Raw genomic sequence first — 12,493 nt, 5'->3', positions numbered from 1 at the left:
CAATACTTAAGTTCCCTGTCTTACATGAACTTAAATATTGGGTCTTTTATTAAATAAATTTTATTACTTAGTACTTAGTACTTAATTAAAACTGCACCTTGTATCCCATGTATGGAAATAACCCAAGCTGATAATAAGTTTCTACTTCTTTTTTCTTCTCATCCCACTCCTGAGTTAATACATTTTGAGTATTGAGCAAATTGTCTGCTGCTATAAAGAAATTATGATTTGATTTGGCTTTGTTAAGTCTGTACGAAATCTTCAAATCAGTCCTGAAGTAATCTTTTAGCTGCGTTTCATAAGCTCTGCTATAGTCATACACTGCTTCCCCCTTTTGAATGGACGCCTGTGCATCAATTGGTATAATTCTTCTTCCTCCAGATGATGTTACTTTAAAGTCAACTGATATCAACTTTTTATTATTTGCATCAAGGTGAAATTCTTTTCCGGCAAGTGCATTGACTACATACCCGATGTTAAAGGCTGAGTTTCTCCATACTCCATCAGATCCCTGATATTCAGATTTAAGAAGTGACAAATTGGTTAAGAAATAATAATCTTTATTGAAATACCTTTCTAAAGTTAGTTCAAGTCCATAATTTCTCCCTTTTCCTGTATTAACAGTGCTGTCAAGAACATAGAAACCGTAATCAGCTCCTGTGTTTAAGATGGAATATACCCCTGCTCCATCCTCATGTGAGATACTTACAGGAACATTATACATATGCTGATAATAGGCTTCCGTTTTAAACTTCAGATTTTTAGTGAGAGCTCTTTGATATCCTCCAACAAGGTGTAGACTCTTGGTAAATCCTACGTTTTTGTTTGGCTGATTATAGTTTCCAGTTTTATCATCATAGAATCTATACTGATATATAAACAGGTTCTGAGCCTGACTATGAAGTCCTGTTGCGATACTTATTCTATCCTTTTCTGTAACCATATATGTCGCTGCCAATCTTGGCTCCAGAGACTGGGTACCATTTAGAGTCAAACGTTGATAATACACTCCTGAATTTAAAGTAAGCTTTTCTGTAACTCTGAATTGCCAGTGCGCAAATGACTGAAACAATTCTGTGCTGCCTTTTTGCTTTAAACCTTGTTTGAATAAACTATCGGTATCATCGAAATAATTAGAATTATTATTATAGAAAATGCTTCTGTAAATAACTCCTCCTTTTACAAGATTTCTTCTACTTAATTTGTGCGTAACGGTATAGTTTGCAATATACTGGCCCTCGGTATTTGACATATCAAATTCAAAAAATTCTGGTTTGATATCATATATCTTTGAACTAACCACTTTAATACGACTTCCGGAAGTACTAAGAATTATCTTACCTGTTGTTTTAGGAGTTATATTGTGAGCATTGGAAATACCTGCAGCATACATATCGGAGGAAAAATTATCTGTTGTGAACTTATAAGGATCACCAGGGTCTATTTCCAGTTCCGGATCTTTAATATAGATCTTACTCTTACCTCCAATTCCCCATAATGTAAATGTTCCGGCCTTTTTCGTAGGTATATTAATTTTCAATGCTGCATCCTGAAACTGTGGAATACCGTTGACTCCAAAGTTTACACCAATTTTATTCAATGCTTCAAAAGAGAGTAATCTGTAGCTTGCCAAATATGAACTACCTGATTTCTTTGATATAGGTCCTTCTGTTACAAACTCAAGTCCATTAAGCCCTGCCTGAATTGTATGTTCTCTTTTTTCATTGTTTCCGTTTCTCAATTTCACATCAAACACCGCTGCGCTTTTATTTCCATATTCAGCAGGAAATGCGCCGGTAAGAAAATCTGAATTCGCAAGCAGGTTGTTATTTAAAATACTGAATGCACCTCCGCTGTTACCTGTAAAGGTAAAGTGGTTCGGGTTCGGAATGTCAACACCTTCGAGCCTCCACAAAACACCTATTGGAGAATTACCTCTTACAATAATATCATTCCTTTGATCTCCTCCACCGGCAACTCCTGCATAGTTAGAGGCCATCCTGCTCGGATCTTGTCTTGATCCCGCAAATCTGTTTATCTCTTCTGTACGAAGATTTGTTGCACTGACAACAGCAAGCTGGTTATTGGCCTGTGATTTATCCTTTTGTCCTACTACAACAACTTCTTTTACATTCTCTATTTCTTCTTCCATGTCCATATTCAGGATAACTTCTTTTCCTGATGTAACCAGCACGTTGGCTGAACCACCTTCCTTATATCCTGCATACATTATTTTTATTTCATGTCTTCCGAGAGGTACATTGTCAAATCGGAATCTACCATTCTCATCTGTAGCAGTTCCCATTGGAGGATTGGTACTTGTGATCACCACGTTTACTCCTGGTAGTGGTGATTGAAGATTTTTATCAATTACAGTTCCTCTTATAGTCTGAGTCACTTGCTGTGCTATTACCGAAAAGTTTAGGCATAGCAATGCCATTATAAGGCTAAAAATTAGTCTCATCGTCTTAGTTTTTTAAATGTGTTTTACTTGAGTTTTCCTGGTTGTACTAAAAATCAGAACCTGATACCTGCGTTAAATCCGGGCCACATTTTCACATTTGTATTTTCTTTTCGACCTTTATCTACACGACCTGCGTAGGTTTCATCGGAGACTGTCCATGGAGCTATATTAGAGCCGTATTCGTTTTTATCGGCATCAAAAATCTGGGATACCATTACGTTAAAAGTAGGACCAAAGAATATTGTCGTTCTCTCTCCTAATGCTATCCCAACATTTACTCTTAGTTGATTAAGTAAATTGAGTTTGTTGGTCCAAGCTCCATCTTCGTTGATGTGGTATGCGATAGCATCTATATTTACACAAAGCTTTTGACTTGCCTTTAATTCAGTACCGAATCCCACTCCGTATCCTGTTCTGAACTTTCCTCCATTGTTCAGTTGAGCACCGACAGCAAAGATGTTATAAAAACTTCTTGAACCTCCCATTTTGAAAGCTATGTTTCCATATAAACTCTCTGAACCCCAGATTTCAAATCTGCGATAGCCTTTCTTTGCTATATTAAGAATGCCTATCTGAGCACCATCAACAGTGTCTGCGATATTTATTACACCTATCTGAACACCTTTTACTCTTTTTGCAAAATTGATGAAGCCAGAAGCTTGTGCACCTCTTAAATCACCGGTAGTATTCATAAAACCAGCTAACTGACAACCTTCAGAGTTATGCTTAGCGACACTCATGAATCCTGCAGCTTGAATTCCCTTATGGCTTCCATTCGCAACATTTATAAACCCAGCCAACTGAGGACCTGTCACCATACCATTGGCTACGTTTGCGAATCCCGCGCACTGTGGGCCATACATATATCCGTTGCTAAAATTTACCAATCCGGAAAACTGTCCACCCAGGCTATTTCCTCCTGAGCTGTTCACCAATCCTGCAGCCTGAAAGCAATACATACTGTCTTTGGCGGTATTAACAAGACCACTCACTTGCACACCTTCTACATAGCCTGAAGATATATTGGTAAGACCAGCAATCTGCGCGCCTTTTACATTCTTTCCTACTAAGTTTGTCAAACCAGCAATTTGTACACCATTGACAAACTCCTTGTCCACATTTACAAGAGCCCCAACTTCAACACCATCCAGCCCTCTTGAAGTACCGGCCAGAATGTTCAATGAAGCTTTGTTTACAACCTCCGATGCATGAGCACCATTCGTGCTCATAGGAGGAACGAAGCTGACAGAAAGCGGTACGGTTTTATAAGTGGCAGAGTCTACATTTTGTCCTTCATTGCCTGAAAGTGAATCAGAAGGGTTATCAGACTTTTGCAATCTTTTCCAAACTCCTACTGGCGCTCTGTTTTCAATACTGTCAGCAATCTCGTTTAACTCTTCTCTAAGTTTGTGAGAAATCGTTTTAAAGCTGCTTTTAAAGTCTTCCTTTGTTTTCTTGTTTCCTCCGGAATTCAGGCTGTCCATCTTGGTAAGATATTCATCCCTCAATCTCCTTTTCTCCAATAAATATTGCTTACGCAGACTTACCACATCATCGCCTTTGGGTTTCTTAGCCTTCAGCATGGGTGCTTTTAAAGTTGTATCTGATGATACCAGAAGTGTTTCTTCAAGTTTTTCACTGGTTTCTGGTTGCACTTCGTCCGCATGATCATTTTCTTCAACTTCTTCAGCTTTATCAGTGCTCACACTGTTTATCGTAATTGAATTCGCATTTTCCACAATCACAAATGAAGTAGCTCCCTTTCTTGAATCTGCAGTGGCATCAGCCGATTTTTTAACAGCTTTCTTTTTCAGTACAACCTGATTTCCTACTACAGAGTAATTCACGTTATGCTCCGTAAAGACTAGGTCCAGGACTTCTCTCAACGATTTCCCCTGAACATTCAGAGATACATTTTTGTCAAGCGAAACCATATTATTCGAATAAGAAAATCTTATTCCATATTTTTCAGTAATGGTTTTCAGTATTTCGCTTTGCTTGGCCTTCATCTTAAGTGTAACCTTTGTATCCAGCGATGGCTGAGCCTGCAGGGAAAAGTTAAGACAAAGTAATAGTATGATAAGGATTTGAATAAGCCTCATTAGTGAAATGAATTAATAAATTAAATGATTTTTACCTGCGTAATCTTAACCTAAATAGGTAGTAACACGCTCTGTTGATTAATTACTGACAGCCCGAACCCTCTAGTATATATCCGTTGCCGTCTTTTTTAGAGCTTAAGCTCATAGATTCCGAAACTACATCCAATACTTCCTGTATTTTAGGTTTTTCAAAAGTTCCGGTAAACCTGCAGTTGACTAATTCTGAATTAGCCAGCTCTACATTTGTTCCAAAATAAGCCTCTACTGTAGATGCTACTTCTTCAAGCGTACTGTTTTCAAAGACCAGTTTCTCCTGTTTCCATGCTAAGAAATTCGGATTATCGATTTTCTCCGAAACAACATTGCTATTGTTTTCAACTCTTCCTTTCATGCCAGGAGTCAGAATGACTTTCTTTGTCTCGTTTTTCTTTAATGCGAAAGACACTTTACCGGTAACGACCTCTACTTCATCGGCCTGACCTACAATTGTTTTTACATTAAATGAAGTACCTAATACCTGAGTAATAGATGACAATCCTTCTACTCTGAATGGTTTTTCAACATTTCGCTTTACTTCAAAGAAGGCTTCTCCTTCTAGTTTTACCTTTCTTATATCGCCTTTGAAATCCTTGGCATAAGAAATTTTACTGTGTGCATTCAGCCAGACTTTGCTGCTGTCAGGAAGTTGTAATTCCCTTTTTTCATTTCCGGCTGCAAAAGACATTTCTTGAATCTCCTTTTGATTAAACAGCTTCATTGATAAATAGCTAATGCCGGCAAATACCAATAAAACTGCAGCAGCTTTCAAAATAAGGTTATAATCGAAGAGCTTGACAACTTTGGCTTCCTTCTGAGGCACTGTCTGCTGAGGCTCAAAACCGGCCTTTGCTTTAAACTTCATCCAGGCAGCGTCTACATCGGGCTCAAAGTCAACTTTGGCTCTTGCGGAAAAATCCCAAGTCCGGACATACTCTTCAAATTCCTTTCTGTTAGAAGGATTTTCCTGCAGCCATTCGGAAAGTAATTGTTCTTCGAAACCCGAAGATTCTTTCCTTAAGTGCTTAAGAATAAGTTCCTGATGTTCTCTTTCCATCTTTAATTAATTGGCCAATCTGATACTATGACAATTGAATTTTAATTTACCCCTACGCTACCTTCAATTTTTTTTTTAGAAATTATTTAGCAAAAAAATCAAAACCAGAATGGCATCTTTCAGGAACGGAGCTAATCTCTCCCGAAGGACTTTCAAAGCTTTGACCATTTGATTTTCAACCGTTTTAACCGATATCTGTAAAGTTTCGGCTATTTCCTTGTAGCTAAGTTCTTCATACCTGCTCAAAATAAAAACAGAACGACAGGCAGGAGGCAAACTATCTATTGCCTGAGAGATATGCCCATCCAGCTCCCCTACTTGCAGGGATTGATCTGCTCTATCGCTGCCCGGAATATTAATCCAGGTATCCTCTTCTGTTTCAGAAAATTTTTTCTTCTGTTTTAAATAGTTAAATGAGCTGTTGTAGGCTGCAGCAAAAAGATAAGATTTGACAGTAAGATGAATGGAGAGTTCATCCTTTTTAGTCCAGATCCTCATAAAAACCTCCTGCACAATATCTTCACTTGCGTCTTTATCCTGGACTATCCGATAGACGGAACGGCAAAGCTGAGCGTAGTATGTTCTGAAAATCCTTTCAAAAGATTCAGGATCAGAAAAACTTTCTTGTGTACCTTCCTTATTTATACTTTCAGACATGCTATGCTAAACTCGGTCTTAAAGGTCGGAAATATTAATTTGATTTTCCAATTATGGATGTATGATTCTTTTAATCAATATCTCAGGAAGTTGTTATAATACAACTTTACAGCTTTCTGAGCCTTATTGAGTAAATTTTTACTATTAACCTTTGATCATTAGATATTTACCGAGTGAAATGATTTTATTAAATAAAGAACCTCGGAAAAAACACAGAGAACCAGAGGCTGTAAATTTCCTCCTTTAATTTTCTTAAAAAATTTAATCATAAAATTAAACTTACTTACTAGTAAGTATTATATTTGTAATATTAAAAATAAGCCCTAATGACTTCCACCAAAGAGTCTATAGTAAATATTGCAGATGACCTTATCCGAAGAAGAGGATATAATGCATTCAGTTACAATGATATTTCTAAAGTCTTATCAGTAAAAAATGCTGCTATCCATTATCACTTTCCATCCAAATCAGACCTTGGAGTTGCTGTTATTGAATTTCATATTCAGAAAGTTGAGCACTTTATTAAGGAAGTTGCTTCTCTTTCAGAACCTGAAAAAGTAGAAGCATTTCTGAATATCTATGATCAGATTCAGACCAATAAAAAAGTATGTCTTGTGGGGACTTTGGCCACTGACTGGGACACAATCGATGAAAAAATCCAACAAAAACTTACTGTTTTTGTGACCATTGTGGGTGATTGGTTAACAAATGTTATGGAAGAAGGGCTTCAAAATGGTACTTTAACATATAAAGGAGATTCACGAACCAGAGCGATGCTTATTATCACTTCTATTATGGCTGCAGCTCAAATGGCTAAAATATTGGGGCCGGAAAGTTTTAAAAGTGTTAAAAATGCAATTTTAAACGAACTAAATCGAAGTTAAAAAAATTTGAAAGCACAACTTACTTACTAATAAGTATAATTTATAATATAAATAAAAAACACTCATATGAAACGAGTTGTAATAACAGGTATGGGAGCGATTACCCCAATTGGAAATTCTATCCATGATTTTTGGAGTTCTGTTAAGCAAGGGAAAAGTGGAGCAAACCTTATTTCAAGATTTGACACGACACACTTCAAGACAAAGTTTGCCTGTGAGGTAAAGAATTTTAATCCCCTGGACTATCTGGATAAGAAAGAATCCCGAAAAATGGACCTGTTTTGCCAATACGGAATTGCAAGTACAGAGGAGGCCATAAAAGATGCAGGAATCAACTTTGATACAATCAATAAAGATAAAGTTGGTGTGATATGGTCTTCAGGGATTGGAGGTTTTGTAACATTTCAGGAAGAGGTTCTGGCATACGCTCAAAGCAAAGTACCTAAGTTTAATCCATTCTTCATTACCAAAATGATTTCCGATATAGTTCCGGGTTATATCTCTATAAAATTTGGTTTACGGGGAATAAATTTCGGTACAGTCTCAGCTTGCGCTTCATCAACAAATGCTATAGTAGACGCCTTTAATTATTTAAGACTTGGAAAAGCAAATATAATTATTGCAGGTGGTTCGGAAGCTCCAGTTATTGATGCCGGTATCGGTGGTTTTAATGCGATGAAAGCTTTATCGGAAAATAATGAAGAATACTCAAAAGCTTCACGCCCCTTTGACAAAACAAGAGATGGCTTTGTACTGGGAGAAGGTAGTGGTACATTGATTCTTGAAGAACTGGAACAAGCAAAGTCCAGGGGCGCCAGAATTTATGCAGAAATTATCGGAGGGGGACTTGCGGCAGATGCTTATCATATTACAGCCACACATCCGGAAGGAATCGGAGCTTATCTTGCCATGAAAGATGCTTTGGAAGATGCGCATATTTCTCCTTCTGAAGTGGACTATATCAATTGCCACGCAACTTCTACTCCCCTTGGAGATCCGAGCGAACTGGCGGCAATTGACAGATTATTCAACGGACAAAAACTACATATCAGTGCTACAAAATCTATGACTGGTCATCTGCTGGGGGCCGCGGGAGCTGTGGAAGCCATCATAGCGATTAAAAGTATTGATGAAAATATTATTCCTCCGACTATTAATACAAATGATCTTTCTGAATTTAATCTGGCACCAGGAATTGAGATTGTAACAGGTAAACATAAATCAACCAATGTGGATGTAGCAATGAGCAATACATTTGGTTTTGGTGGACATAATGCTATTGCACTGTTCAGAAGATATAAAGAGTAATGGCCAGATAAAAAAAGAAGAAAGGTGGTTTACCATTCTTCTTTTTTATTAATGATCGTTCAATTAACTGTTGGATTCTGATCAAGCGATGACGGCCTATTTATTTTGAGTGCAAGCGGACGCTTGATAACAAAAAGTATGTATTCCAAAATCTTCTTCGATAGACTATTCTTATCTCTTCTCAAACTTTCTGACTTCAACGCCTGCAGATGTTAGTATACTCAGGAAGTAAACTCCTGTTGGCAATGATGATACATTTAAAGAAAGCGTATTAAGACCTTTTTCAACAACTTGTTCTTTTGTTAAAAGCTGTTTTCCTACAATATCAGTCAATTCGAGTAACACTGATGATTGACCTGAAGCCACAATCTGTAGATACAATATTTCTGAAGCAGGATTCGGAAACAGATTGATATAATTTTCATTGTCACCTTTCAAATGTATGATGGGACTATATGTAAAAGTACCATCTCTATCAACCATTTTAAGCCTGTAATAAAAACTGCTACCTCCATTCATATCCTGAAACTGATAGTGACCAAGACCGGTTGCAGAGACAAATCCTTTTGATTCAAATTGAAATCCATCGCTACTGCTTTCAATTATAAAACCTTCAACATTTTTCTCCATTGCTGTAGACCAATACAAATTGGCTACTCCATCCTGACTTACTCCTGAAAAAGATAAGAGCATTAAAGGAAGCGGACAGCTCTTTTTAGCCCAGATAGGCATTCTTCCACATGGAGCTCCATATTCAATTTCCCAATTAAAGAACGCTCCTGATTTTTTCAGATTTGGAAGAATGGTCATTACAACAGGAATGGAATAAGCTTCTTCTTCATCGCTGATTTTAAAAAAAGCTTTATCAATACCATCAATTCTTAATTCATAATTATTTCCTGGAGGAATATCAAAATTCAAGACAACTTTAGTCGGAACATCGCATTGAATAGTACCTGTTGCTGTTTGTCCTGTGGCTACCCCATTTTGAAAAAGCTGAATGGTTACACTCCTTGTAACCCCGCAACCACCAATATATAGGGCTGCCCTAACTTCTACAGATTTAAGCTTTATGGGAGCAATGACATTAAATTTCCTTAATTGCTCCTGAACAGTTATATCATTGTTACTACCATCTGCTATATACCATTCCTGAGCTGCACCTGTTCCGGTAGGGCCCAAAACAGTAGTTACTTTAACAGTATCTACAACATAGAACACAGTATCCTTAGTAAGCCCTGAAACGGTATAGCTGGTTCCAACATGAACAAGCGTACCTCCGTTTTCCTCAGTAAACCATCCATATTTCGCTGCAGCTTCCGGATTCCCCACTTCAAGCGTGACAGTTGCTGGGCCAGCATTATCACAGAAATATTGATTTACAGGAACCTCATTTCCGATTTTTTTGATCACCACCGTATCTGTAGAGGAACAATTAGCTGTAGTTACTTTTACTACAAAAGTTCCGGGAGCATTAGTTGTATAAACCGAATCCTTTTCTGCTGTAAGCTCCACTCCATCTTTATACCATGTAAAGGAAGTTCCTGTCTTTTCAAGTTTCGTATCAAGAATTGCTACTCCAGGATTACAAAGGGTTTGATCACTACCTGCTGAAAAAAGAATAACTCTGGGAGGTGGAGAAGAAATGGTAGAACAGGAAAATCCAGTTATCCCCGGAGAACCGGCTTGAGCACCATAGCTGGAAGTATCTCCCGCAGTTAAACCAGGGTTTCCACCTTCTGAAACTACCTTAACTAAAGCATTGCTAATAGAAGCAGCATTAAAACAAACGAGTCCTCCTCCACCTCCTCCACCAGGGCCATGCTCCTGTGCAGTAAGGCTTCCGCCATTTCCCCCGCGGGCCTGGATAGTGAGTGCTGAAGTTCCAAAATCATTACATTCGATTTTAATAGAACCACCGGCACCACCACCACCGCCACCGTCATTTTCACCTTTTCCTCCCTGAATAAGATCGTAATTGAAACCGATAAACCCATCAGAGATTATTTTATTTCCATTGCCTTCAATCTTGTCTGCTTTTATCACAATAATACCCCCTCCATCACCTCCTGAGTTTCCTCTATGATTATTCTCATGTCCTGCACCGCCACCTCCACCAAGGAAAAGACGAAGGCCACCCATCCTGTCAAGTGCAGCGCCACCGGATCCGTTGGATATCACGCCGCAAATTTCATTGGATATACCTATATAAGAATTTCCTCCTTTTCCACCAGCACCCATATTGGAACCACCACCTCCCCCTGCATTATGATTTAATCCACCGCCTCCGCCATTGGCGAGATTACCTGTCCCCAACTCATACTGTGGATTTCTAAATTCAGTTATCCCCTCTCCTTTCCTTCCTGCCCATTGAAGATTGGCACCATCAAGGTAAAATATACCATTGGCAAACTCATCACCAGCAGGGCCTCCCGTACCACATTGAGTAATGTCCAGATTGGAGTTAGGATTCACCGCACCTCTGAAGCCCATACCTGTAACATCTATACTTCCTGAAAGCGACAAGGTACCATTTACCTCCATAAACAAAACCCCACCTTTGTTTCCATCCCAGGGAGCACATGTAACCCCTCCCGCAGGAACAGTATAATTTCCAGATGCTTTAAACTTCTTTACGAGCTGTACCTTTCCATCTATAAAATAATTTCCACCAATGGTATTATCAAATGTTATAAGCTTGGTAGACGCGTTGATTGCAGCGATAGAAAGAACTTCATGGAAACCTGTACTACCATAACTAATAATGTCACCAAAAGTAGTATCCTGGGCCCAGCTTATATCAGCACCTTTCATCTGAATAAGAAGTACCTCATCACCAACCACAAATGGAGTGATATCATCTACAGTGACCTTATTACAAGGATTAAGACAAGGATTACAGGATGGAAAATCAAGCACCTTTGCATATTGATTCAAAACCAGTGGTTGAGCCGAAAGAGTTTGAATAAGTGATAGGGCTGATAGCAATATTAACAGACCGCAGTTTTTTAGAAAAGCAAAATGCTTGTTCATTAATCTTGAGATTTTTATATAAATGACTTGATTGTGTATTCGAAGAAATGCGGCTTTTCTTCAATAAATACAAAATGATGAGATTATAAATAGATTATAATATTCCTCTTTAATACTGTAAAAGGACAAATAGTAATCGATTTACACTTTAAAAATATTTAACTATTCTGATATTTAATATAACTAAAGCAAAAAAAATAAAACTTTTTTTCAACCTTTTCAATATTACATTATAAGTACCTGATTAAAAGAAATTTTACCACCTGGCCCAAATTAACTTTTTTAGCTTTCGGATCAGGAATGTCGCATTCCCAGACTAAGGAAAGTGCAGAGTGAACATAATTAGAACTAAATTATAAATTTGAAGGACAGTTATTAATCTAAAAAAAATCCAGTTTCATAAATCATAAAACATCAAAAGAATATTTGCATTATCTTGCTAGACATTATTGAAATAAAGATGAAAATTTACCTTGCCGGTCCTGATGTATTCAGGCAAAATGCAAAAGAGCATTTCCATAAACTGAATAGTTTTCTTTCTTCCAAAGGACATAAAGCCTTGATTCCACTGGATAATCAGATTGATCCGTACAAAGCCGAACTTGTATGCGAACAGATCTTCAATGGAAATATTCAGATGATAGAAATGGCAGATGTTGTAGTAGCGAATATAGATCCCTTTCGTGGAGCTTGCATGGATGATGGCACTGCATTTGAAATAGGAATGGCATTCGGTAAAAAGAAAAAGATTTATGCATACTGTACTGAGCCAGAATGCACAATTCCGGAAACAACAAAAAAAATGTTTGATATCTCCAAACAGCCTGAATATAGTGAGGTCGAAGATTTTGGTCACTGTGTAAATCTCATGATTCACTATGCAATAACACAGTCAGGAGGCAAAATTTTCAGAACCTTTGAAGAATGTATTGAAGCTTTGGGCTAATTGTAT

Annotated in this window: 8 protein-coding genes; 3 read left to right on the top strand and 5 right to left on the bottom strand. The window is 37.7% G+C overall.

Annotated features, from left to right (window positions below):
* Positions 1–85: 85 nt before the first annotated feature.
* The 4 genes from K350_RS0106390 to K350_RS27700 form a co-directional block, all read right to left on the bottom strand.
* Entirely contained in the window at positions 86–2,464 is a 2,379-nt protein-coding gene (locus K350_RS0106390; RefSeq protein ID WP_028979194.1) for a TonB-dependent receptor, read from the bottom strand.
* Between the two features lie 53 nt (positions 2,465–2,517).
* Complete coding sequence (locus tag K350_RS0106385; RefSeq protein ID WP_028979193.1) at positions 2,518–4,566, bottom strand: STN domain-containing protein; 2,049 nt, start codon at positions 4,564–4,566, stop codon at positions 2,518–2,520.
* 82 nt (positions 4,567–4,648) lie between these two features.
* Positions 4,649–5,659 carry a FecR family protein gene (locus K350_RS0106380; protein ID WP_028979192.1) on the bottom strand — a complete coding sequence of 337 codons (1,011 nt, stop codon included), beginning with the start codon at positions 5,657–5,659 and terminating at the stop codon, positions 4,649–4,651.
* Positions 5,660–5,734: 75 nt separating this feature from the next.
* Entirely contained in the window at positions 5,735–6,316 is a 582-nt protein-coding gene (locus K350_RS27700) for an RNA polymerase sigma-70 factor (protein ID WP_037574426.1), read from the bottom strand.
* Positions 6,317–6,642: 326 nt separating this feature from the next.
* Between K350_RS27700 and K350_RS0106370 the strand changes: the two genes are divergently transcribed.
* Together K350_RS0106370 and fabF are read left to right on the top strand one after the other, a co-directional pair.
* Positions 6,643–7,200, top strand: coding sequence for a TetR/AcrR family transcriptional regulator (locus K350_RS0106370; protein ID WP_028979191.1), 558 nt, complete (start codon positions 6,643–6,645; stop codon positions 7,198–7,200).
* A gap of 66 nt (positions 7,201–7,266) precedes the next feature.
* Positions 7,267–8,508: a beta-ketoacyl-ACP synthase II gene (fabF, locus tag K350_RS0106365; protein WP_028979190.1), complete on the top strand. Its 1,242-nt coding sequence runs from the start codon at positions 7,267–7,269 to the stop codon at positions 8,506–8,508.
* 171 nt (positions 8,509–8,679) lie between these two features.
* Here fabF and K350_RS30870 read toward each other — a convergent pair whose 3' ends face one another.
* Entirely contained in the window at positions 8,680–11,541 is a 2,862-nt protein-coding gene (locus K350_RS30870; protein WP_051312915.1) for a T9SS type A sorting domain-containing protein, read from the bottom strand.
* Positions 11,542–12,001: 460 nt separating this feature from the next.
* Between K350_RS30870 and K350_RS0106355 the strand changes: the two genes are divergently transcribed.
* The gene (locus tag K350_RS0106355; protein WP_028979189.1) at positions 12,002–12,487 is read left to right on the top strand and encodes a nucleoside 2-deoxyribosyltransferase; all 486 of its coding nucleotides are present in this window, start codon (positions 12,002–12,004) and stop codon (positions 12,485–12,487) included.
* Positions 12,488–12,493 lie beyond the last annotated feature (6 nt).

It is taken from the genome of Sporocytophaga myxococcoides DSM 11118 (genome assembly GCF_000426725.1).
Taxonomy (GTDB): Bacteria; Bacteroidota; Bacteroidia; order Cytophagales; family Cytophagaceae; genus Sporocytophaga; species Sporocytophaga myxococcoides.
Note: the sequence above shows the minus strand (reverse complement) of the source record. Positions and strands in the feature narration are given on the sequence as shown.